Source organism: Comamonas sp. UBA7840 (genome assembly GCF_002501455.1).
Lineage (GTDB): Bacteria > Pseudomonadota > Gammaproteobacteria > Burkholderiales > Burkholderiaceae_C > Comamonas > Comamonas jiangduensis.
Genome location: NZ_DLTI01000004.1, coordinates 14,934 through 37,912 on the forward strand (window position 1 = coordinate 14,934; position 22,979 = coordinate 37,912).

At 62.8% G+C, this 22,979-nt stretch carries 22 protein-coding genes; 9 read left to right on the forward strand and 13 right to left on the reverse strand.

The window, feature by feature from the left end; all coding sequences use genetic code 11:
* The first annotated feature begins 14 nt into the window (after positions 1 to 14).
* Positions 15 to 1,304: a lysophospholipid transporter LplT gene (gene lplT, locus B3R00_RS00650; protein ID WP_286996969.1), complete on the forward strand. Its 1,290-nt coding sequence runs from the start codon at positions 15 to 17 to the stop codon at positions 1,302 to 1,304.
* Positions 1,305 to 1,364: 60 nt separating this feature from the next.
* On the forward strand, positions 1,365 to 2,246 hold the full coding sequence (locus tag B3R00_RS00655; RefSeq protein WP_286996808.1) for a DMT family transporter: 882 nt from the start codon (positions 1,365 to 1,367) through the stop codon (positions 2,244 to 2,246).
* 76 nt (positions 2,247 to 2,322) lie between these two features.
* Here the strand turns inward: B3R00_RS00655 and B3R00_RS00660 are convergent, their stop codons facing one another.
* The gene (locus tag B3R00_RS00660) at positions 2,323 to 2,523 is read right to left on the reverse strand and encodes a hypothetical protein (protein ID WP_286996810.1); all 201 of its coding nucleotides are present in this window, start codon (positions 2,521 to 2,523) and stop codon (positions 2,323 to 2,325) included.
* Positions 2,524 to 2,672: 149 nt separating this feature from the next.
* On the opposite strand from B3R00_RS00660, the gene B3R00_RS00665 reads away from it, so the two are divergent.
* On the forward strand, positions 2,673 to 3,173 hold the full coding sequence (locus B3R00_RS00665) for a glutathione peroxidase (RefSeq protein ID WP_286996812.1): 501 nt from the start codon (positions 2,673 to 2,675) through the stop codon (positions 3,171 to 3,173).
* Between the two features lie 57 nt (positions 3,174 to 3,230).
* On the opposite strand, the gene B3R00_RS00670 is transcribed toward B3R00_RS00665, so the two are convergent.
* The 6 genes from B3R00_RS00670 to B3R00_RS00695 form a co-directional block, all read right to left on the reverse strand.
* Positions 3,231 to 3,968 (reverse strand): ProQ/FinO family protein, encoded by a 738-nt coding sequence (locus B3R00_RS00670; RefSeq protein WP_286996814.1) that lies wholly within the window; start codon positions 3,966 to 3,968, stop codon positions 3,231 to 3,233.
* Positions 3,969 to 4,162: 194 nt separating this feature from the next.
* A complete protein-coding gene (gene glcF, locus B3R00_RS00675; protein ID WP_286996816.1) occupies positions 4,163 to 5,407 on the reverse strand; it encodes a glycolate oxidase subunit GlcF in 1,245 nt (414 codons plus the stop codon).
* 15 nt (positions 5,408 to 5,422) lie between these two features.
* On the reverse strand, positions 5,423 to 6,193 hold the full coding sequence (locus B3R00_RS00680; RefSeq protein WP_286996818.1) for a YoaK family protein: 771 nt from the start codon (positions 6,191 to 6,193) through the stop codon (positions 5,423 to 5,425).
* Between the two features lie 3 nt (positions 6,194 to 6,196).
* Positions 6,197 to 7,330: a glycolate oxidase subunit GlcE gene (gene glcE, locus B3R00_RS00685; protein ID WP_286996971.1), complete on the reverse strand. Its 1,134-nt coding sequence runs from the start codon at positions 7,328 to 7,330 to the stop codon at positions 6,197 to 6,199.
* Positions 7,331 to 7,478: 148 nt separating this feature from the next.
* Positions 7,479 to 8,822 carry an ammonium transporter gene (gene amt, locus B3R00_RS00690; RefSeq protein ID WP_286996819.1) on the reverse strand — a complete coding sequence of 448 codons (1,344 nt, stop codon included), beginning with the start codon at positions 8,820 to 8,822 and terminating at the stop codon, positions 7,479 to 7,481.
* Positions 8,823 to 8,848: 26 nt separating this feature from the next.
* The gene (locus B3R00_RS00695) at positions 8,849 to 9,187 is read right to left on the reverse strand and encodes a P-II family nitrogen regulator (protein ID WP_219163464.1); all 339 of its coding nucleotides are present in this window, start codon (positions 9,185 to 9,187) and stop codon (positions 8,849 to 8,851) included.
* A gap of 205 nt (positions 9,188 to 9,392) precedes the next feature.
* Between B3R00_RS00695 and B3R00_RS00700 the strand changes: the two genes are divergently transcribed.
* Positions 9,393 to 10,931 (forward strand): YifB family Mg chelatase-like AAA ATPase, encoded by a 1,539-nt coding sequence (locus B3R00_RS00700; RefSeq protein ID WP_286996822.1) that lies wholly within the window; start codon positions 9,393 to 9,395, stop codon positions 10,929 to 10,931.
* On the opposite strand, the gene B3R00_RS00705 is transcribed toward B3R00_RS00700, so the two are convergent.
* On the reverse strand, positions 10,932 to 11,849 hold the full coding sequence (locus B3R00_RS00705; RefSeq protein ID WP_286996823.1) for a LysR family transcriptional regulator: 918 nt from the start codon (positions 11,847 to 11,849) through the stop codon (positions 10,932 to 10,934).
* A 118-nt stretch (positions 11,850 to 11,967) separates the two neighbouring features.
* Here B3R00_RS00705 and B3R00_RS00710 point away from each other — a divergent pair, with 118 nt between their 5' ends.
* A complete protein-coding gene (locus tag B3R00_RS00710) occupies positions 11,968 to 13,158 on the forward strand; it encodes a YbfB/YjiJ family MFS transporter (protein ID WP_286996824.1) in 1,191 nt (396 codons plus the stop codon).
* A 49-nt stretch (positions 13,159 to 13,207) separates the two neighbouring features.
* On the forward strand, positions 13,208 to 13,810 hold the full coding sequence (locus B3R00_RS00715) for a glutathione S-transferase family protein (RefSeq protein WP_286996826.1): 603 nt from the start codon (positions 13,208 to 13,210) through the stop codon (positions 13,808 to 13,810).
* Between the two features lie 77 nt (positions 13,811 to 13,887).
* Here B3R00_RS00715 and B3R00_RS00720 read toward each other — a convergent pair whose 3' ends face one another.
* The 4 genes from B3R00_RS00720 to B3R00_RS00735 form a co-directional block, all read right to left on the reverse strand.
* Positions 13,888 to 14,673 carry an ABC transporter ATP-binding protein gene (locus B3R00_RS00720; protein ID WP_286996828.1) on the reverse strand — a complete coding sequence of 262 codons (786 nt, stop codon included), beginning with the start codon at positions 14,671 to 14,673 and terminating at the stop codon, positions 13,888 to 13,890.
* Positions 14,670 to 15,434 carry an ABC transporter ATP-binding protein gene (locus tag B3R00_RS00725; protein ID WP_286996830.1) on the reverse strand — a complete coding sequence of 255 codons (765 nt, stop codon included), beginning with the start codon at positions 15,432 to 15,434 and terminating at the stop codon, positions 14,670 to 14,672. The genes B3R00_RS00720 and B3R00_RS00725 overlap by 4 nt, the downstream gene beginning before the upstream one ends.
* The gene (locus B3R00_RS00730; RefSeq protein ID WP_286996831.1) at positions 15,431 to 17,335 is read right to left on the reverse strand and encodes an ABC transporter permease; all 1,905 of its coding nucleotides are present in this window, start codon (positions 17,333 to 17,335) and stop codon (positions 15,431 to 15,433) included. The genes B3R00_RS00725 and B3R00_RS00730 overlap by 4 nt, the downstream gene beginning before the upstream one ends.
* 125 nt (positions 17,336 to 17,460) lie before the next feature.
* Positions 17,461 to 18,663, reverse strand: a complete 1,203-nt coding sequence (locus tag B3R00_RS00735) for an ABC transporter substrate-binding protein (protein ID WP_286996832.1) — start codon at positions 18,661 to 18,663, stop codon at positions 17,461 to 17,463.
* Positions 18,664 to 19,031: 368 nt separating this feature from the next.
* On the opposite strand from B3R00_RS00735, the gene B3R00_RS00740 reads away from it, so the two are divergent.
* The 3 genes from B3R00_RS00740 (at position 19,032) to B3R00_RS00750 (ending at position 21,604) form a co-directional block, all read left to right on the forward strand.
* Entirely contained in the window at positions 19,032 to 19,802 is a 771-nt protein-coding gene (locus B3R00_RS00740) for a ferredoxin--NADP reductase (protein WP_284213531.1), read from the forward strand.
* Between the two features lie 109 nt (positions 19,803 to 19,911).
* Positions 19,912 to 20,712, forward strand: coding sequence for an IclR family transcriptional regulator (locus B3R00_RS00745; protein WP_284213530.1), 801 nt, complete (start codon positions 19,912 to 19,914; stop codon positions 20,710 to 20,712).
* Between the two features lie 118 nt (positions 20,713 to 20,830).
* Entirely contained in the window at positions 20,831 to 21,604 is a 774-nt protein-coding gene (locus tag B3R00_RS00750; RefSeq protein ID WP_286996833.1) for an SDR family oxidoreductase, read from the forward strand.
* Positions 21,605 to 21,780: 176 nt separating this feature from the next.
* Here the strand turns inward: B3R00_RS00750 and B3R00_RS00755 are convergent, their stop codons facing one another.
* Positions 21,781 to 22,950, reverse strand: coding sequence for an ABC transporter substrate-binding protein (locus tag B3R00_RS00755; RefSeq protein ID WP_286996834.1), 1,170 nt, complete (start codon positions 22,948 to 22,950; stop codon positions 21,781 to 21,783).
* Positions 22,951 to 22,979: the final 29 nt, after the last annotated feature.

Here is a 22,979-nt window from a genome sequence, read left to right on the forward strand (position 1 = left end):
TGCGCCAGCATTTCATGAAGCGCGGTTTCTACACCATCATGTCAGCGCAGTTTTTCAGCTCGCTGGCCGACAATGCCCTGTTCGTCGCAGCCGTAGAGCTGCTGCGCACAGGCGGAGCACCCGAGTGGCAAAGTGCCGCCCTGGTTCCCATGTTCGCGCTGTTCTATGTCGTGCTGGCACCGTTTGTGGGGGCGTTTGCCGATGCCCTGCCCAAGGGGCGCGTCATGTTCATCAGCAACGCCATCAAAGTGATTGGCTGCTTGCTGATGCTGTTTGGCCACCACCCGCTGCTGGCCTATGCCGTGGTGGGGCTGGGCGCCGCGGCCTACTCCCCGGCCAAATACGGCATCTTGACCGAATTGCTGCCCGCCTCGCAGCTGGTCAAGGCCAATGGCTGGATTGAGGGGCTGACCATCACCTCCATCATCCTGGGCGTGCTGCTGGGTGGCCAACTGGTGGGCCCGGTCATCTCCGGTCACCTGCTGGCGCTGAACGTGCCGGGCGTCACCACCGCCGCCGAAGCCGCCATTGGCGTGCTGGTGTTCATCTACGCGCTGGCATCCATTTTTAACCTGCGCATCCCGCGCACTTCGGCCCCCTTGGTGCCGTTGCGCCAAGATCCCAGCAAGGGGCGGCTCACCAATGCCTTGGCTTTGCTGCCCGATTTCTGGGATTGCAATTCCCGCCTGTGGCGCGACAAGCTGGGGCAAATTTCGCTTTCCACCACCACGCTGTTTTGGGGCGTGTCGGGCAATCTGCGCTACATCGTGCTGGCCTGGGCCGCCGTGGCGCTGGGCTATGGCACCACACAAGCCTCGGCCTTGGTCGGCGTGGTGGCGATTGGCACGGCAGCGGGCGCGGTGCTGGCGTCCATGCGCATGCGCCTGCAGCACGCCACCCGCGTGATTCCCATGGGCATTGCCATGGGCTTGCTGGTGATTTGCATGAACTTCATCAGCAACTTGTGGGTGGCCGTGCCGTTCCTGATCGTGCTGGGCGGCTTGGGCGGCTATCTGGTGGTGCCAATGAACGCGCTGCTGCAGCACCGTGGCCACAACCTGATGGGCGCGGGCCGCTCGATTGCGGTACAAAACTTCAACGAGCAGGCTTGCATCCTGGGTCTGGGCCTGTTCTATAGCCTGAGCACCATGTGGGGGTTGTCGGCCTATGGCGCAATCACCGGGTTTGGCTTGGTGGTGGCCTTCACCATGTGGCTGATCCGGCGCTGGTACCTGTACAACTGCCGCAACCACGGCGGCGAAGTACGGCGCCTGCTGAACGTGGCCCGCCACGACCACCACTAAAAACTCCCCTATTCATAGCTACCGGCGCAGGTACTACCTGCGCTGGAGTCATTTTTAGCCATGTATTCTGCTTTGCCGTATCTGTCCCTGCTGTTCAACGCCATGGTGTGGGGCCTGGCTTGGTGGCCCTTCCAGACCATGCACGCCCAGGGCCTGGTCGCGCCCTGGGCCACCAGCATGATTTACGGCCTGCTGGCCGTGGGCACCGTACTGTGCGTGCGCAGCAGCTTGCCGGGCTTTTTCTCGCACCGCGTGCTGTGGCTGCTGGCCCTGTCGTCCGGGCTGACGAATGTGGCCTTCAACATGGCGGCATCCACCGGAGATGTGGTGCGCGTCATCTTGCTGTTCTACCTCATGCCCGCCTGGACGGTGCTGCTGGCCTGGCGCTTTTTGGCCGAGCGCCCCAGCGCTGCCGGGCTGCTGCGACTGGTGCTGGCCTTCAGCGGCATGGCACTGGTCATCCTTCCGCAAGGCACGGAACTGAGCCGTTTGACGGCCGACATCGGCCTGCCCGAGTGCCTTGCCCTGTTCGGCGGCTTTTGCTTTGCCTGCACCAACGTGATCTTGCGCCGCAGCTTCCATACACCCAGCATGTCGCGGGTGCTGGCCATGTTCATTGGCTGCATGAGCGTGGGGCTCATCACTGCCAGCACGGGTTTTGCCACGGGTTACTTCCCGGCCATTCCGGCGCCCAACCCCGTTTGGGTGAGTTGTGCCCTCGGCATGGGGGTGCTGGTAGGAGTGGGCTCGTGGGCGCTGCAGTACGGCGCGGCCCGCGTGCCCACCGGCACCACCTCACTCATCATGCTGTCCGAAGTGCTGTTTGCCAGCAGCTCGGCGTGGCTGCTGGGCGCCACGGAGCTGACCCCGCGCATGCTCATGGGTGGGGTACTGATCGTCGGTGCCGCACTGCTTGGGGTGTTGCAGGGCAATAAGCGCTAGGCCGCCTGGCAGCCATCAAAAAAAACCGCCCGTGGCCTTCATAGTCACGGGCGGTTTTTTTGATGGGTTACCGGCTTCAGGGTTTTTCTGCGGCTGCCGGAGCAGATGCAGGCGCTGCGGGCGCAGCTGCTTCAGGCAGCAATTCAGCCACTGGCGTTGCTGGCCGTTGGTGTGCCACATAAAAACCATAGCCCATGCCGCTCAACAGCACGATGGCAGAAAGAATCAATGCCGGAATGCCGTCTTCCAGCATATAAGGCAGCAATCCGCGTTGCATGGTGCACCTCCTTGATCGTGTCTTGCAATATGCGCTAAAAATTTACTCCAGATCACGCCACAACTCAAATCACATCCGCCAGTGCAGGCCACGGCAGCGCGGCAGGTGGTGGCAAGATGCATGCCTTTCCTGCTTGCCCAAGGCCCACCATGACGAGCTTCTACGATTTTTCCGCCACCCGTATCGACGGCCACAGCCACGCCCTGTCCGATTACCGCGGCAAGGTGGTACTGGTGGTCAACACCGCCAGTGCGTGCGGCTTTACGCCGCAGCTGCAAGGCCTGCAGCAGCTGTACCAGCGCTATGCCGACCAAGGGCTGGTGATTCTCGGTTTTCCCTGCAACCAGTTTGGCCAGCAAGACAAGGGCAGCAATGCAGAGATTGCCAGTTTTTGCCAGCGCAACTATGGCGTGGACTTTCCCATGATGTCCAAGGTCGATGTGAATGGCGCCCACGCGCACCCGTTGTTCACCTGGCTCAAGGCCCAGGCACCGGGCATTTTGGGCACCGAGATGATCAAGTGGAACTTCACCAAATTTCTGCTGGGCCGCGATGGCCAGGTGTTGCAGCGCTTCGCACCCAGAGACACGCCGCAAAGCCTGACCCCAGCGATTGAAGCGGCCTTGCAAGCCCGCCCCACCGAGGCATGAAAAAAGGAGCCCCAGGGCTCCTTTTTACTGGGTGCGATATATGCCAATCACTGCCAATCAGGCTTGCGCTGCCTGCAACTGGCTGGCGCGGTGCAGCTGGCGCATCACCGCGCGGGCATCCATGCCGTACATCTCTGCAAACGCACGGATATCACCGGAGCCGCTGGCCACGTAGGCACGCTGCACCGCCTCGGCCTTGGCGTCTTGCTCGGCCACTTCATTGAGCGCAGCATCCAGCAGCGCCTGGGTGGCTTCATCGCGCACTTGCACGCGTTCTGCGTAGGCTTCACGGCTCAAGCCTGAAGCCACAAAGGCCTGCGCCATGCGGCGGCGCAACGTCGCTTGCAGATCCTGACCTTCACGGGGCTTTTTGCGCTTGAACACTTCCACCAGCGCATGGAACACGTGCTCAGGGGCCATGGCCTCCACTTCCTTGCCATCCAGATCATGGCGGGCGGCGCCCGAAGCCACGGCATTCAGGTAGCGCGTGGAACGGGTGTGGATAGACAGCGCCAGCTTCAAGCCGGCCTTGTCCAGCGCTTCGCCGTGCAAAGCCAGCAGGTCTTGGAAGATGCCGCGCTTGAGTGGCAGCACATTCTCACCAAACAGCACGGGGTGCAGTTGCGCCAGTTGCACCAGCACGGGGTGCAGCTCACGCGCAGGGCGGGCCGCCGGTTTGCCAGCCGCAGCATTGCCACGGCCACGACCGCCACGCTGGTTGGGGCGGCGGTCTGCGCTGGCAGGTGCTGGCGCAGGCACAGCGTTGTCAACAGTGGTGGTCACAGATTCAGTCATGGGCGAAGGGCCAATACGAGAAAAATCAAAGCCGCGATGATGCCAGCATTGCGGGCTGCGTGTGAACCTGCTCCCCTATGACTGCATCGGACTTATTCCATTTCCCTGCTTTCGGGGTGCAAAACTGCGCTGCAGACCTTGCTGCAGCCAGGCCGGGCAAGAGGTTCAAAGACAGGGTCAATGCAGCAACGGCATCAGGCCTGCAAGGCTTCATCCAGCACTTCCACCCAGTGGCGCACGGGCACATCGGTGCCACTTTGCAAATGCACAATGCAGCCAATATTGGCCGACAAAATGGCCGCAGGCGCCGCCACTGCCTCGTCCAGTGCTTTCAATTTGCGATCGCGCAAGGTTTTGGAGATCACGGGCTGCAACACCGAGTAGGTGCCCGCAGAGCCGCAGCACAGGTGGGACTCGGTGCGCGCCGTGGTCAGCTGAAAGCCCAGCTTGGCCAGATTGCCTTCCACCACGCCCTTGAGTTTTTGCGCGTGCTGCAGCGTGCATGGCGGGTGGTAGGCCATGGGTTGGGGGTTGACTTGCACCCGGCCTTGCAGCTTGTCGGCCAGCTCCGGCAGCAAGGCGGGCAGCAGCTCGCTCAAATCCTTGGTCAGTGCGCTGATGCGCGCTGCTTTCTCGGCATACGCTGGTTCATGGCGCAGCACATGGCCCCAGTCTTTGAGCATGGCGCCGCAGCCCGAAGCATTGCTGACAATCGCCTCGACCTCGCCCGCTTGCACCGCAGGCCACCATGCATCGATATTGGCGCGCATTTGGGCCTTGCCGCCGTCGTGGTCGTTGAGGTGGAACTTCACCGCGCCGCAGCACTGGCTTTGCTGCACCACCACGGTTTCAATGCCCACCGCGTCCAGCACGCGTGCGGTGGCGTAGTTGATGTTGGGCAGCATGGCCGGCTGCACGCAGCCCATGTGCAGCAGCACCTTGCGGGCATGGCTGCGGCTGGGCCACACGCCGTGTTCGCTCTTGGGCGGCACCTTGGCCTGAATGCTTTCGGGCAGCAGACTGCGCACCGATTGCCCCAGCTTCATGGCCGGCGCAAACAGCGGTGAGGTCAGCCCTTCTCTGAGCGCCCAGCGCTGCAGGCGCTCACCCATGGGGCGCTTGACCTTTTCTTCCACCACTTTGCGGCCAATGTCCACCAAGTGGCCGTATTGCACACCGCTGGGGCAGGTGGTTTCGCAGTTGCGGCAGGTCAGGCAGCGGTCCAGGTGCTCTTGCGTGGCGCGGGTGGGCTGCTGCCCTTCCAGCACTTGCTTGATGAGGTAGATGCGGCCACGCGGGCCGTCCAGCTCGTCGCCCAGCGTTTGGTAGGTGGGGCAGGTGGCGGTGCAAAAGCCGCAGTGCACGCATTTGCGCAAAATGGCTTCGGCCTCTTGGCCCGCCAAGGTGCCGAGGTATTCAGGGGCGAGATTGGTTTGCATGGGGTGTCTCTTTTTTTAGTGGTCAGAAGCTGGCCCTTGCCAGCGTTGGCGCCAATGTTTTGCATCGGCCCACAGCGGTGGCAAAGACACCGCCATCAATAACAGCGCCAGCGGCACCACGCAGACAAAACCCCAGCGCTGAAAGCCTAGAGCCCCTGCGATGCCACCGGCTAAAAACATGGCCAACAGGCCGCTAAACAGCCGCACCCGCGACCAGTTGGCATGCACTTGTTGCGGGGCTTCACGCCCTGCACGGTTCCAAAACAGCATCTTGCCCAGCTCAATCCCCAAGTCCGTCACCACCCCTGTCATGTGCGTGGTGCGGATGGTGGCGTGCGACATCTTGGTCAAGGTGGCGTTTTGCACCCCCATGGTGAATGACAGCAGCAGCACCGTCAGGGGCACGGCAAACCAGGTGGTCCAGTGCGTGGTCACGGCGCCCACCAAGCCAAACAGCAGCATCAGCAGGGCTACCAGCAGCAGCGGCAGCGCATAAGCGCTGCGCAACCGCATATGGCGCGCCCAATTCACCAAAATGGCGGTCACCGCCGCGCCGGTGGTGAACGCCAGCAGCGCTCCGATGGCCGACAGCACCAGCGCTGTGTTGCCCAGTACCAGGTTGTCGGCCAGCATGGACACGAAGCCCGTCATGTGTGAGGTGTACAGGTGCAACACCATGAAGCCGCCTGCGTTGATGGCACCGGCATTGAAAGCCATCAAGTAGCCCAGTGCACGGTTGGTGGCACCAGTGCGGTGGGAGCTTGTGAGATGGCGCAATCTGCGCATGGCTCACCCTTGAGCCATGGCACGCCCGGGATTGAAGATACCGGCCGGGTCAAACGCCTGCTTGAGTTGTGCGTGGATGCGCTGCATGGCTGCAAGTTGTGGGCCAAAAATGGCTTCTGCGCTTATCTGGCCTGCGCTTTCAGCTCTAAAGAGTGAAGCGCTCCCGCCCACTTGCTGCGCCAGCGCCTTGAGGGTGGCGCCCATGCTGCGCGGGGCTTGCACCCAGCGCAAGCCACCGTGCCATTCCACCAAAGGTGCGGCCACCCCAGCAGGCAGCGCCAAGGCTGGTGCCGTTTGCGGCACCGACAGGCGCCACAGGCAGTCCGTGGCAGCGCGTGCGCTGAACCAGGGCAGTGTTTGCTCGCGGCACGCTATCCAATCTGGAGCAGCCTGCGCAGCATCCATGCGCGTTCCGCCCATGTTGTGGCATGCCGCCTCGACGGCTGCCACCGCACCGCGCAACCGCACGTACAGCGTGCCCACGCCGTTGTCTTCGACCCAGCAGCTGGCGTTCAGCGGCAAAGGCTGGCCGCCCCACTGGTTCAGGCGCTGCAGCGCTTCGGCCTGGCTGATGCCCTCAAAGCGCAGCGTGGCTTCACCCGGCGCTACCGGCAGCACTTTGAGGCTGACTTCGGTGATCAAGCCCAGCGTGCCCCAGCTGCCCGCCATCAGGCGCGACACGTCGTAACCGGCCACGTTTTTCATCACCGTGCCGCCAAAGCGCAGCAGCTCGGCTTGGCCGTTGATGATTTCAATCCCCAGCACAAAGTCACGCACGGCACCCACGCTGGCGCGCGCCGGGCCACTCCAGCCCGCAGCCACCATGCCGCCTACGGTGGAAACATCCCCCTCCACACCAGCAAAGTGCGGGGGCTCAAAGGCCAAGCACTGGCCTTGCTCTGCCAAGGCGGCTTCCAGCTCCGCCAAGGGCGTGCCGGCGCGCACCGTCACCACCAGTTCGCTGGGCTCGTAGCTGACGATGCCGTGCAAACTGCGGGTGTCCAAAATAGCGCCCTGCAACTGCAAGGCATGAAAGTCTTTGCTGCCGCCCCCGCGAATGCGCAGTGGCGAAGAATCAGCAACGGCAGCGCGTACGCGCTCAAGCGTCTGGTGAAGGGCGGTATCCATGGGCTGAATCGTAGCCGCCTCACGCGGATTTGCCTGCGCTGGCCATGTGAATTTTTTGAATGCCCACCGTGAATCAGACTGTGAGGGCCAAAAAAAGCCGCCCCGAAGGGCGGCTCTGGTACCTCCAGCAGGCAGGGCGCCTGCCTGCACACTCTGCTTAACGGTTGTAGGCGGACTCACCGTGGGTGGTGATATCCAGACCTTCGCGTTCCGCATCTTCAGCCACCCGCAGACCCACCAGGACATCTGCGATCTTGAAGCAAATGAAGGAGACCACACCGCACCAGACGATGGTGACGATCACGCTCTTGAACTGCACCCACACTTGGTGCGCCATGTTGAAGCCTTCGGGCTCCACGCCGCCCAGGCCGGCAGCGCAGAACACACCGGTCAAGATGGCACCCAAGATACCGCCGACACCGTGTACGCCAAACACGTCGCACACATCGTCCACCTTCAGCAGACGCTTCAGGCCCGAAACCCCCCACAGGCACAGAGGGCCAGCAATCAAGCCCATCACGATGGAGCCCATGGGGCCCACAAAGCCTGCCGCAGGCGTGATGGTGACCAGACCCGCCACCGCACCCGAGGCCGCACCCAGCATGGAAGGCTTCCCCTTGTGCAGACCTTCCGCCACGATCCACGCCACGGCTGCTGCGCCGGTCGCCAAGATGGTGTTGATGAACGCCAGACCCGCAATCCCGTTGGCTGCGCCGGCCGAGCCCGCGTTGAAACCAAACCAGCCCACCCACAGCAGCGATGCACCCACCATGGTCAGTGTCAGGCTGTGCGGGGGCAGGGCTTCTTTGCCAAAGCCGATGCGCTTGCCCACCATGTAAGCACCCACCAGGCCCGCCACGGCGGCGTTGATGTGCACCACGGTGCCGCCCGCGAAGTCCAGCGCGCCGTCTTTGGCCAGCAGGCCACCGCCCCACACCATGTGTGCCATGGGGATGTAGCTGAAGGTGAACCACAGCACAGAGAAGATCATCACGGCCGAGAACTTGATGCGCTCGGCAAATGCACCCACGATCAGCGCCACGGTAATGGCTGCAAAGGTGGACTGGAAGGCCACGAACACATACTCCGGAATGGTGGCCAGCGTCGCTGAGAGCGTGTCCGGGGTAATGCCTGCCAAGAAAATCTTGTCAAAGCCTCCAAAAAACTTGCCCTCACCACCAAAGGTCAGCGAGAAGCCGTAAATGGCCCACAGCACGGTAATCAGCGAGAAGATGGTGAACACCTGCGCCAGCACGGACAGCATGTTCTTGGAGCGCACCAAACCGCCGTAAAACAGCGCCAAACCGGGGATGATCATCAGGATCACCAGCATGGTGGAGGTCAGCATCCACGCGGTGTCACCCGCGCTCAGTGCAGGAGCGGCTTCGGCCGCGGTTTCCACGACGGCAGCCACCGCGGGTGCAGCCTCTTGGGCCCAGGCACCGGTTGCTGCGGCCATCAGGCCCAGACCCAGTGCAATTGCAGGGAGTGATTTTTTCATGTCAGTCTCTTGCCTCAAGGGTTGCGTTACAGGGCATCGTTGCCGGTTTCACCGGTACGGATACGCACGACCTGCTCCAAGTCATACACAAAAATCTTGCCGTCGCCAATCTTGCCGGTGCGCGCGGCACCTTCGATGGCTTCAATGACTTGCTCGAGCACCGCGTCATCGACGGCAGCTTCCAACTTCACTTTGGGCAGAAAGTCCACGACATATTCGGCGCCGCGGTACAGCTCGGTGTGACCTTTTTGGCGGCCAAAGCCCTTGACCTCGGTCACGGTAATACCCTGCACACCAAGCTGCGACAGGGCTTCTCGCACCTCGTCGAGCTTGAAGGGCTTGATGATGGCTGACACCATTTTCATGAGACGTTCCTCCGGGAAGCGGGAAGTTGTAAAAAGTGTTGTGACAAGCCCTTTAAGCAGGGAGCGTGCCAACCAGCGGGCTTGGTGCAGCGCGGCCAGGCGTCCTACAGTGACAACCGTGGCAATCGCCTCGAAGCACCAAATTGGTGCAACCAGATGGAACGTTTGCTGCTTTTTTACGCACTGTTTTAGGGAGAAACACGCCATGAGTTTGGCCTGCGTGCAAAGCCGGGCGCTTTTGGGGCTGCAAGCGCCTTCTGTCACCGTGGAAGTGCATTTGGCCAATGGCCTGCCCAGCTTCAATTTGGTGGGGCTGGCCGAGGTTGAAGTCAAAGAGGCGCGGGAGCGCGTGCGCTGTGCGATTGCCAACAGCGGGCTGGAATTTCCCACCAACAAGCGCATCACCGTCAATCTCGCGCCGGCCGACCTGCCCAAAGACAGTGGGCGTTTTGACCTGCCGATTGCTTTGGGCATCCTGGCGGCCAGCGGGCAAATCGATGCTGCGCGGCTGCCCGGCTGGGAATTTGCGGGAGAGCTATCGCTCTCGGGGGAGCTGCGCCCGGTACGCGGCGCGCTGGCCACCAGCCTGGCCTTGCAGCTGCAGCACATTCAGACCCGCTTGGTATTGCCCATGGAAAGCGCGGCGGAAGCGGCCTGCGCACCCCAGGCTGAGGTCTATGGCGCCCAGCATTTGCTGGACGTGGTGGCCCAGCTATTGCCCCCCTCCGCATCGCCGGATGCCAGCAGCGCGCCAGGCTGGCACAAGCTGCCCACCCCGCCACGCGCGCGCTTGCAGGGGGCCGCCGACATGGGCGAAGTCAAGGGCCAGACTCCCGCCAAGCGGGCGCTGGAAATTGCCGCAGCAGGTCAGCACGGCGTGCTGCTGGTGGGGCCGCCGGGCTCGGGCAAATCCATGCTGGCCCAGCGCTTTGCCAGCATCCTGCCCCCGATGACCGAGCAAGAAGCCGTAGAAAGTGCCGCGATTGCTAGCCTGTGCGGGCGCTTCAAAGCTGAAGAATGGGGGCTGCGCCGCACCGCCAGTCCACACCATACGGCCAGCGCCGTGGCATTGGTGGGCGGCGGCTCACCCCCGAAGCCGGGGGAGATTTCCTACGCCCACTTTGGCACCTTGTTTTTGGATGAATTTCCGGAGTTTTCACGCTCGGCGCTAGAGGCTTTGCGCGAGCCCCTGGAGACGGGCCGCATCACCATTGCCCGTGCGGCGCACAGCAGCGAATTTCCGGCACGCTTTCAGTTGGTGGCAGCCATGAACCCGTGTCCCTGCGGGTTTTGGGGCAGCGCACAGCGCGCTTGCCGCTGCACGCCCGATCAGGTGGCGCGCTACCAGGGCAAGCTCAGCGGGCCGCTGCTGGACCGTATTGATCTGCATGTGGAAGTGGCCCACCTGCCCGCCGAGCAGTTGCTGACCACACGCCAGGGCGAGGCCAGCGCAGCCATCCAAGCCCGCGTCACCCAGGCGCGGGCCATGGCCTTGGCCCGCCAGGGCTGCAGCAACCAGATGCTGCAAGGTGATGCGCTGGATCAGCACCTGCAGCTGGACGAAGCCGCCGCCCAGTTGCTGCGCAGAGCCGCCGACCGCTTGGGCTGGAGCAGCCGCGCCACACACCGTGCGCTGCGCGTGGCGCGCACGATTGCCGATCTGGCAGGCAGCCCCAGCGTGGCGAGTGCCCATGTGGCCGAGGCCATGCAATACCGCCGAGCCCTGCTGCACACGGCAACGTGATTACATCGGTGTGACTGCGGTCGCGACCATCGTCACTGCAGCACCCTCCATCGCCAGCTGCTGCACCAGGGCGCGCAACTGCGGCGACCAGCCCTGCGGCTGCGGAGCCACCAACCACGTGTCGACCACGCCAATCTGGCTGCGCAAGGGCTCCGGCAGCGGCGTGCAGTGAATGCCAAAACGCGCTTGCTGCGTGTGCATCAAGGCACGGGGCATGAGCGCAAAACCCATACCTGCGGCCACACAGCCCAAGATGGCATCGAGCGTGCCCATCTCCATGATGCGTGCCGACGTAACGCCCTGGCTGGCCAGCAGCAGCTCAATACGCTGGCGGTAGCTGCAACCTTGGCGAAAGGCCAAAAACGGTGTGCGCAGCAACACCTCCGGGCTGGGCAAGCCGGGCAGCGGCGTGGGGCTGACCAGCACCAGTTCTTCTTGGAACACCTGCAGCCCCCACCAGCGGGGCTGCGGAGGTTGGCCGGCCACAAAGGCACAGTCGAGCAAGCCGCGCTGCAAATCCTCCAGCAAACTTCCCGTTGGCCCGGTACGCAGTTGCAAATCCATGTGCGGCTGGGTTTGGTACAGCTGCGCCAACACCGGCGGCAGGCGCAAGGCGGCGGTGCTTTCCATCGCCCCGATGCGCAAGCACCCTGTGGGTGGCGCGCTGCCAGCAAATAGCGCGCAGGCTTGGTCATGCGTTTGCAGCAGGCGCTGCGCGTGGGGCAGCAAGGTGTGGCCTGCGGGCGTGAGATGTACGGGACTGCTGCTGCGCTCAATCAGCTGCACCTGCAGCTCATCTTCGAGCTTTTGGATATGGGCCGTCACATTGGACTGCACGGTGTGCAGGCGCTGGGCCGCCGCCCCAAAACTGCCGGTACTGGCCACGGCGTCAAAAATGCGCAGGGATTTGATTTGCATGGCACAAGAGCTTTCGATCTACAACATCATGAAAAACGATGATGGACTTCATTTTGAATCATTGGACATGATGATTCCAGCCCCTTAATCTGCTGCCCATTGCTCTGCAAGGCCTCCTGTGATTCAACGCTCTGAACTTCCCCTCTTTTTCACCGGCTTTCTGGCCACGCTCAGCGGCGTGGGATTGGCCCGTTTTGCCTACACCGCGCTGATGCCGCAAATGGTGCTGGCCGGCTGGTTCACGGGCGAGCAGGTGGCCTACCTGGGCGCCGCCAACCTGCTGGGCTATCTGATCGGTGCACTGGCTGCAGCTCCGCTGGCGGACCGGCTGGGCGCGGTGCGCGTGCTGGTGCTGTGCTGGGCTGCGGTGGCGCTGAGCTTTATCGGCTGCAGCTTTGCCCAGCCCATGCCCGTGTTCTTTGTCTGGCGGCTGATTTCCGGCATGGCAGGCGCCACGCTGATGGTGCTGGGCCCCTCCATCGCCATGGCGGCCACCCCGCTGGCGCGGCGGGCAGCTCTGGGCCCGCTGATGTTTTGCGGCATTGGCGTGGGCGCCCTGCTGTCGGCCACCTTGGTGCCCAGCCTGGCGCTGCAAAGCCTGGGTGCCGTGTGGTGGGGCCTGGCGCTGGTGTGCGTGGCCGCGTTATGGGGCGGCTGGCGCTGCGCACGCTTGCTGCCCGCTCCGGCCCCCATCGCCATCACCCCCCAGGCCCTAGCCCCGGCCTTGCCAGCGCCGGCCCTCTGGACGCTGCCCGTGGTGCTGGTGCTGCTGGCGTATGTCACCGACGGTTTTGGTTTTGTGCCGCACACCGTGTTCTGGGTGGACTACCTGGCGCGCGAGCTGCATCTGGGCGCCAGCTACGCCTCCACCCAGTGGGCTATTTTTGGCCTGGGCGCCGTCGCGGGGCCGCTGTGCGCCTCGCTGTGCGCCACACGCTGGGGCTGGTGGCGCACCACCGCCGGGGCCTACGCCCTCAAAGCTGCCGCCATCGGCCTGCCGCTGGTGTGGGCGGACTTTGCCGGCCATGCGGTATCGGGCTTTGTGGTGGGGGCGCTGTCGCCCGGCATGGCCGCCATCACCTCGGGCTATGTGATGCAGCTGCTGGGCCCTGCACAGCACAAAAAAATGTGGGGCTATGCCACCGCTGCGTTTGCCCTGCTGCAGGCCACGGCAGGGTATTTCATGGCCTATCTGTACGCCAGCACGGGCAGCTACCACAGCCTGTTTATCTGGGGCTGCGCGGCGCTGAGCCTGGGCATGGTGCTGATTATATTTTCGAAGCAAAAAGCGGCTTCTACGCCCGTCTAGCAAGCGCTATCAGCTCACTTTTTAATTTCTTTACTTTTTCACCTTTGCCATGCAACTTTTTCTTAACGCCACCTCCCCCTTTGCCCGTGTGGCCCGCGTGGCGGCCCTGCACCACGGGCTCGCCGATCAGCTCACGCTGGCCTGGAGTGCCCCGTGGAACCAAGACCCCGCCTTGCTCGCGGCGCACCCGCAGTTGCGCATCCCAGTGCTGGTCACCGCCGAGGGCCATGCCATCAGCGAATCGCTGCTCATCGCCCAGTATCTGGACCACATCGGCAGCGGCCCCGCCTTAGTGCCTGCTGACCACAGCGCCGCCGTGCTGGCACGCGCCAGCGTGGCCTATGGGTTGATGGAATCTGCGTTCAACGTGGTGATTGCGCGCAAATACGAGGGTGCAGCGGTGGCCGATGCCAGCGTGCTGGGCCAGCGCCGCCTGGCCGCCCTGGACCGCGCACTGGCACTGCTGGAGCGTGCGCCGCCCGCCCTGCAGGAACACCTGACGCTGGATGTGCTGTGCACCACCGTGGCACTGGACTATGTGCGTTTTCGCCTGCCGCAGCTGCTGCCAGCCCAACGCTACCCGCAGCTGCATGCGTGGCTGGCACAAGCGCTGCAGCAGCCCCATTTGCACGCTACGCGGTTTGAGGGCTAAGCGGCACAGCGCGCATATCCGCTCATCCGCGCACTGCTGCACCAAGCTGTGCACGGCAGCGGGCTGCAAAGCGCTTTTCAGACGCCCAAATACTGCTGGCGCACCTGGGCATTGCCCGCCAGCTCGGCCATGGGGCCGCTGTGCACGATCTGGCCTTTTTCCAGCACATAGGCGCGGTCAGCCACCACCTGCGCAAACGGCAGGTTTTGCTCGCTCAGCACAATGGCAATGCCCTGGGCTTTGAGCTGCAAAATGGTTTTAGCCATTTGCTCCACGATCAGCGGCGCCACCCCTTCGCTGGGCTCATCCAGGAGCACCACATAGGGCTGGCCCATCAACGTGCGCGCTACGCTGAGCATTTGCTGCTCGCCACCGCTCATCTGGCCGCCGGGGCGCTGGGGCATTTCACCCAGATTAGGAAACAGTGCAAAAAGCTTTTCAGGCGTCCAGTGCGGCAGCGCACTGCCGTCGGGCCAACTGCGCGCTGCCTGGCGGCCCACTTCCAGGTTTTCCAGCACCGTTAGCTCGGTAAAGATGCGCCGGTCTTCGGGCACATAGCCCAGGCCCAGCCGCGCAATCTGGTGCGAGGCTTTGCGGCCAATGTCAGCACCCATGAAAAGAACTTTTCCTTGGCGCCGCTCCACCAGCCCGACCATGGATTTGAGCGTGGTGGATTTGCCCGCACCGTTGCGCCCCATCAGCGCCACCACTTCGCCGCGCCCCACGTGCAGCGACACGCCGTGCAAGATGTGTGCGGCGCCATACCAAGCGTTCAGGCCTTCTACCTGCAGCAAAGGGGTGGATGGTGTTTTTGGCACTTGAGGCATATCTGACAAGCGCTGATAGCTATCAACTTCATTCATTGCGACTTCTCCAGCACCAGGCCCGTCCCCAAATACGCTTGCTGCACGCGCGCGTCCTCGCGCACCTGCTGGGGCGTGCCTTCGGCCAGCAACTGGCCACGCACCAGCACCGCCACGCGGTCGGCCTGGCCAAACACCACATCCATGCTGTGCTCGGTAAACAGCACGCCCATGTGGCGCTGCTGTGCCAGCTGGCGCGTCAGCTGCATCAGCGCCACGCGCTCACCGGGGGCCATGCCGGCGGTGGGTTCGTCCATCAGCAGCAGCTGGGGGTTGGGGGCCAGCGCCATGGCCAGTTCTACGCGCTTGACGTCGCCATAGGCCAGCTCACTGCATGGCCTGTCGGCCTGCGCGGCCATGCCCACCTGATCGAGCAGCGCCAGCGCATGGCTGCGCCGGTGCGCGGCAGCGCGTGGCCACCACTGAAAAATGCGGCGGTCTTGCGAAAGCAAGGCCATCTGCACGTTCTCCACCACGGTGAGTGAGGCAAAGGTCTGCGCAATCTGAAAGGTGCGCCCCACGCCTTGGCGCCAGATAGCACGCGGTGCCAGGCCAGCAATATTGTTGCCGTGCAGCCGCACACTGCCACGGTCTGGCGTGAGCTGCCCGCCCACCATGTTGAAGGTGGTGGATTTGCCCGCGCCGTTCGGCCCAATCAGCGCCAGCAATTCACCGGCTTGCAGCGTCAGTGACACATCGCGCACGGCCTGCACGCCGCCAAACGATTTGCTGATGTTCTGCACTTGCAGCAAGGCAGTCATGCAGCCACCTGCACTTTCTTTTTGGAAGCAACCCACGGTTGCACCTGCTGCGCAAAACCCGCAATCCCTTGCGGAAACAGCAGCACCAGCACCAGCATGATGCCGCCCATCAAGGCCCGCCAGTAGTCGGTGTTGCGTGCCACCGTGTCGTGCAGCCAGGTGAACGCCGCAGAGCCCACCACCGGGCCTGCCAGGGTTTGAATACCGCCCAGCAGCACCATGACCAGCGCATCCACGCTCTTGGTCACGCTCAGGCTGTCGGGTGCCACACTGCCTTTGGAGAACACAAACAGCGCCCCGGCCACCCCGGCCAAAGCGGCGGCAATCACCAAGGCCGTCCATTGGATGCGGCGCACATCCAGCCCTATCGCATCGGCACGCACGGCGGAATCCCGCGCGGCCCGCAGGGCATAGCCCAGGGGGGAAAACAGCATGCGGCGCAGCAGGTAGATGCCCACCGCACACAGGGCCAGCGCCAGCCAATAAAAGTTCGCCCCCTGGTCAGCCCATGCCGAAGGCCACACGCCCGTAAGACCGTTGCTGCCGCCCGTGAAGTCATCCCACTGGAACACGATGGCCCAGGTAATTTGTGCAAACGCCAAGGTCAGCATGGTCAGGTACACGCCCGACAGGCGCACGCAGAACCAGCCGTACAGCAGCGCGCCCGCAGCCGCCGCCAGTGGGCCGAACAGCAGGGCCGCTTCCATCGGCAGCTCCAAGGCACGCACGGCCAGCGCAGCGCCATAAGCGCCCAAGCCAAAGTAGGCCGCGTGGCCAAACGAATGCATGCCGCCGGGTCCGAGGATGAAGTGCAAGCTGGCCGCAAACAGCGCGGCAATCAGCATGTCGGTGAGCAGCACGGTGGCGTAGTTTTCCGCCGCCAGCAGCAAGGGCAACACCGCCAGACCCAGCATCAGTGCAGACCATGCCCACACCGCTTGCGGGCTGGCGCTGCGCAAGGGCATCTCCGGCGCCCCGCCGTGGCGCGCAGGTGCTTGGGGCTTGCCCAGCAAGCCCCAGGGCCGCCAGATCAGCACCGTGGCCATCACCACAAATTCCACCACCAGCGTGAGCTTGGAGAACGACACCGCTACGCCCGCAATCTCTTGCACGCCCAGCCAGATGCACACGGCCTTGATCTGCGCAATTAGCAGCGCGGCAATGAACGCCCCCGGAATGCTGCCCATGCCGCCCACCACCACCACCACAAAGGCCGCGCCAATGGTGGTCATGTCCATCTCTAAACTCGCTGGTTCGCGCGGCAATTGCAGCGCACCGGCCAGGCCCGCCAGCAGCGTGCCCAGCGCAAACACCGCCGTGAACAGCCACGCCTGGTTCACCCCCAGCGCGCCCACCATTTCGCGGTCTTGCGTGGCCGCACGCACCAGCGTGCCAAAGCGGGTGCGCGTGAGCAGCAGGTGCAGCCCCAGCAGCACCAGGGGGCCGACGGCGATCAGCAGCAGGTCATAGGTGGGGAACTGTCGGCCCAAGATCTCGACCGCGCCTTCCAGGCCCGCCGCGCGCGGGCCAAACAATTCTTCGGGGCCCCACAGCCACAGCGCGGCATCTTTGATGACCAGCACCAGCGCAAACGTGGCCAACAGCTGAAATAGCTCCGGCGCTTGGTAGATGCGGCGCAGCAGGCCGATTTCCGTCAGCGCGCCCAGCAGGCCGCAGGCCAGGGGCGCCAGCAACAGCGCGGGCCAAAAACCGATGTGGGGCGCGAGTGACTCCACGCTGGAAAACGCCAGGTAGGCGCCCAGCATAAAAAACGAGCCGTGCGCAAAGTTGATGGTGCGCGTGACCCCAAAAATCAAGGACAGGCCCACCGACACCAGAAACAGCGACGAGGCGCTGGCCAGTCCGTTGAGCAATTGGGCCAGCAGGCCAGATGCACTCATATATTCCCAGCAGTTTGCTGTAAAAAGATAGCTGCTCGCGCTGGCTGGTATTACCTGAGAGCGCCAAAACGCTTCAAACTCACCGCCCTGCGCAAGCAGCTAGTTTTTCCATGCGCCGTGGCGCTTTATTGCGCGCTGGCAGGGCGCAGCTTTTTCACCGCAGCGTCCGTCGGCTGAAAGTCTTTGCCATCGGCATAGTAGAAGTTGGTCATGATGCCGCGCTGCAGCTCTTTGCTGTAGGTGGTGGTGCCCACATACGCGCCCATGGTGGACTGATTGTCCTGGGCGCGGTAGGTGATGGGCCCCCAGGGCGTGTTCACGTTCAGGCCCTTGAAGGCCTTGATGAGCGCTTCGGTGTCGGTGCTGCCCGCCTTGGTGATGCCGGCCGCCAGCGACTGGATAGCGTTGTAGCCCACGATGGTGCCCAGGCGCGGGTAGTCCTTGAACTTGCCCTGGTAGGCCTTCAAGAACGCATCGTGCGCAGGCGTTTTGATGCTGTACCAAGGGTAGCCGGTGACGATCCAGCCCTCGGGCGCTTCCTGGCGCAAGGCGTCCAGGTATTCCGGCTCGCCGGAGAGCAGGCCCACCACGGTGCGGTCTTTGAACAGGCCGCGGGTGTTGCCCTCGCGCACAAACTTGCCCAGGTCCACCGAGAACAGCACGTTGAAGATGGCGTCGGGCTTGGCATCGGCAATCGCTTGCACGACAGAACCGGCGTCGATCTTGCCCAGGGCGGGCGCTTGCTCGGCGACAAACTCAATGTCGGGCTGCGCCTCTTTCATCAGCTGCTTGAAGGTGGCCACGGCGGACTGGCCGTATTCGTAGTTAGGATAGACGATGGCCCAGCGCTTTTTGTTGAGCTTTTTGGCCTCTTGCACCAGCATGGCCGTCTGCATGTAGGTAGAGCCACGCAGGCGGTAGGTGTAGCGGTTGCCGTTTTGCCAGACCACCTTATCGGTCAGCGTTTCGGAGGCGAGGAAGAAACGCTTTTTCTGCCCGGCGTAGTCGGTCAGTGCCATGCCCACGTGCGACAGGAACGAGCCGGTGAGCACATCGATCTTCTCGCGGGTGTACAGCTCTTCGGCGGCACGCACGGCGTCGCCGGGGTTGCCGTTGTCATCGCGCGTGACCAGCACCACTTGCTTGCCCAGCAAACCGCCCTGGGCGTTGATTTGCTCTACCGCCAGGTCCATGCCTTTTTTGTAGGGCTCCAAAAAAGCCGGCATAGCCTTGTAGCTGTTGATTTCGCCAATCTTCAGCACCCCAAGTGCTGCCCACGCAGGCAAAGCAGCCATGGCCAGCACAGGCAAAGTCCAGCGCAATTGCATAGGTCGTCCTCCACGGTGTGGCACACACCATTTTGATTAATACTCAAATTGAGTATATGTAGTGGTAAAAAAAGCGCCGAGGCCTTGGGCACCCAGCACGAGCGCATTATGCTAAATCCGAGCATTAATCAATGTCAAGGTTTCCGTCACTTTTGCGCGCGGCGCAGCAGCTTATTACTAATCCATCTCAAACCAAAGACCGCAACCGCCCCCCTGGCCTGGCATTTCTCGGACAATACGAGTTTGAAATATAAAAAGTCGGCCTGCTATACCCCTTGCGCATATGCGCAGTACCTCCGGGTTCGCCAACTGGCTTTTTAAGCCCGGGCCGGTTGTGCCCGTTTTTACGCCATCCATCTCTTTTCATCATGAGTGCTTTTCTCGAAGAACGCGTCCTGTCCGTGCACCACTGGACCGACCGCCTGTTTTCCTTCACGACCACCCGTGACACCTCGCTGCGTTTCTCCAACGGCCACTTCACCATGATTGGCCTGAAGGTAGACGGCAAAAATCTGCTGCGTGCGTACTCGATTGCCAGCCCCAACTACGAAGAGCACCTGGAGTTTCTGTCGATCAAGGTCGAAGATGGCCCGCTGACTTCGCGTCTGCAGCACATCCAGGTGGGGGACACCATCATCGTCGGCAAAAAGCCCACAGGCACGCTGCTGATCGACTACCTGCTGCCTGGCAAGAACCTGTACATGATTGGCACCGGCACCGGCCTGGCCCCTTGGCTGGCCGTGGCACGCGACCCCGAAACCTACGAAAAGTTTGACAACGTGGTCGTGGTGCACGGCGTGCGTGAGGTGAAAGAGCTGGCCTACCAAGAAATGTTCGAGCAACTGCCCGAACATGAATTCTTGGGCGAGATCGTCAAGGGCAAGCTGCACTACTACCCCACCGTCACGCGCGAGCCTTTCCGCAACCAAGGCCGCATCACCGACCTGATCAACAACAACGTGTTCCCCCAGTGCCTGGGCCTGCCTGCACTGAACCCCGAGACCGACCGCGTCATGCTCTGCGGCAGCCCCGCCATGCTGGCGCAGCTCAAGGAAATGATGGAGCAGCGCGGCTTCAAGGAAGGCAACACCACCACCCCCGGTGACTTTGTGATCGAGCGCGCTTTCGTCGAAAAGTAAGCGGCTTGCACGGGCCACAGCCCAGCCTGCCCATGCACTGCATCGGCAGGCTTTTTTGTCCGCGAAAGCCCTCTGGCGCGACAACGGCGGGCTTCCCATAATCGGTGGCATGCCTGCCCGCTTGCCGCCCTCTTCCGATTCCAGCGACCGCAACTACGTCACCGCCTTGGCGCGCGGTCTGGATGTGCTGTCGTGTTTTCGCTCTGGCGAAAAACTGCTGGGCAACCAAGACATCGCCAAACGTTGCGGTCTGCCCAAGTCCACGGTGTCCCGGCTGACCTATACGCTGACCACGCTGGGCTATTTGATCCATGTGCCCAGCGAGGGCAAATACCGCCTGGGCACGGCCACGCTGGCGCTGGGCAGCGCCATGTTGTCGGGACTGGATGTGCGCAAGCTGGCACGGCCCTTGATGCACAAGCTCAGCGACATCACGCAAACCGAAGTGGCACTGGCCACGCGCGACCGGCACAACATGGTCTACATCGAACACAGCCCCAGCCCGCTGCCCATGGATTCCGACCTGAACATTGGCACCCGCCTGCCGCTGGGCACCACCGCCATGGGACGCGCATGGCTGGCGGCCTGCCCGCTGGATGAGCGCCAGCAAGCCATGGATTACCTGCAGGCCCATGCCCCAGACCAGTGGGAAGCCGCCATGCAGCAGCAGCACTTGTGGCCGCAGCACCAAGACCGCGCCCACCCGTGGCTGACCACCTCGTTTGGCGACTGGCTGCCGCATGTGAATGCGATTGCGCTGGCGTTTTCGCCCGGGCGTGGGCTGCCGCTGATGGCCATCAGCTGCGGCGGCCCCGCGCGGCTGATCTCTGCCGAGATGCTGATGCAACGCGCCAAGCCCGAGCTGGAGCGCATCGTGCGCCGCTTGCAGCAAGCCATCTACCAAGCGTAATCCCGGTCTTTTGCAGTAGCCAAGACGACAGCGTTTTTCACCCTGCAAACCTAGCATGTTCATCAGCGCGTTCCGCTACGCGGATCGACTGTTGCAGCACTTTCTAGGAGACACAAGCATGGGCGTGAAACAACTGTTTGACCTGAGCGGCAAGACCGCCTTGATTACCGGCGGATCGCGTGGACTGGGCCTGCAAATGGCCGAGGCCTTGGGCGAAATGGGCGCCAAGTTGGCCATTACCGCCCGCAAGGCCGACGAGCTGGCCGAGGCCAAGGCACACCTCGAAGGCTTGGGCATTGAAGTGCACACTTTCGCCAACGATCTGCAAAATTTTGACGCGATTCCTGCCCTGGTCGATGACGTTCTGGCCCAGCTGGGCACCATCGACATTCTGGTCAACAACGCCGGGGCAACCTGGGGCGAAAAGGCCGAAGACTATCCCGATGCAGCGTGGCACAAGGTGATGAACCTGAACGTCTCGGCCCCCTTCTTTCTGACGCGCGAAGTGGCCAAGCGCGTGATGATTCCCAAGGGCCAAGGCAACATCATCATCACCGCCTCGGTAGCGGCGTTCAAGGGCACGCCACCCGGCATGAACACCGTGGCCTACAACACCTCCAAAGCCGCCGCCGTGCACCTGGCGCGCACGCTGGCTTCGGAATGGGGCCACTACGGCATCCGGGTGAACTCGATCTGCCCGGGCTTTTTCCCCAGCAAGCTGGCCAGCGGTTTGATCGACAAACTGGGCGACCAGCTCATCGCCCGCGCGCCGCTGCGCCGCATTGGCGGTGAAGAAGATTTGAAAGGCGCCGTGGTGTATTTGGCGTCAGACGCTTCACGCCACATGACGGGCCAGGCCCTGGTGCTCGATGGCGGAGCCAGCTTGATCTGATTGCAATATAAGTAGCAGCCAGCGCTCTTCATCTAATGGTTTCAGCTACAAAACGCATGGAAACCCTTTATTTGCAAGCGCCAGCAGCTACTTTTATGGATTAATCAGCTTCCTTCCGGCCACAAAAAAAGCGCACCGCAGTGCGCTTTTTTGTTGGCATCTACCGAACGGTCGGCTTATTTTTTCTCGGTGCTGACCACGATGATCTTGCCATCTTTGACCGCGCCGCCCCGTTCCTTGGTCAGCGTGCCACCGCGCTCGTTCACGCCCAGCACACCGCCGGGGTTGACTTGCGAGGACAGCGCTTTGTAGCCCGCGTCCAGCTTGGCATGGATGGCCTTGGCATCGCTGGCCGTGCCCGCCAGTTGCATGGCCTTGGCAGTCGCATGCACGGCAGTGTAGTTCCACAGTGCTTCGGAGCCCGGCACACGGCCCTCAAACTTCTTGCCAAAGCGCTCCATAAAAGCCTTGTTATCCGGCGATGGGTCGGCCGACACGGGCAGCACGCCAATCGCGCCTTCCAGCGGCTCCATGCCGCCCACCACGCGCGCCATTTCATCGAGCTTGGCCTGGTCCATCACCAGGAAACCGCCCTTAAAGCCCAGCTCCCGCGCCTGCTTGACCACCAGCGCGGTGGGCTCGGAGGCACCGCCGACAAACAGCACATCGGGCTTGGCCGCCAGCGCCTTGCTCACGCCGCTGTAAAAGTCGGTGGCGCGGTTGTAGCTCATGGGGTTTTCCGCCACCACGGTACCGCCCAGCTTTTCCCAGCCGGGCTTGAAGGCTGCCGCCCAGGCCTTGCCGTAGTCGTGGTCCGCGCCAATCATCGCCACCTTCTTGCCGTAACGCTGCATCAGGTAGTTGGAAAAGGGCTCGATGTAGGTGGTGAACTCGGGCGGAATGCGCAGCGTCAGCTTGTTGCCGCGATCGGTGATCTGCGGCACCGAGCTGTAGGCCAGCACGATGAAGTTGTTGCGCTCGTTGGTGGTCTGCAACGCAAAAATGCCACCCGAATGGGGCACCAGCACGGCCGGTGTTTTGTACTGCTGTACCAGGCGCTGGGCGTTGATGGCAGTCTCGGAAGGGTTGTACTTGTCGTCCAGTGGAACGATCTCAAACTTCACCTTTTTGCCGCCCACATCCAGGTTGGCCGCGTTGAGCTCATCGGCCGCCAGCAGCATGCCATCGAGGGCATTCTTGCCGTACTGGGCCGCCCCCCCCGACAGCGGGCCGGAGTAGCCAATCTTCACCACCTCTTGCGCCATCGCGGGTGCTGCAAAAGTGGCGGCACAGGCCAAGGCCAGCCCGGTCAGCTGGCGGCGATTGAGTCGAGAAAATGCACGCATGGTTGTCTCCTTGTGTAGGTATGGATTCG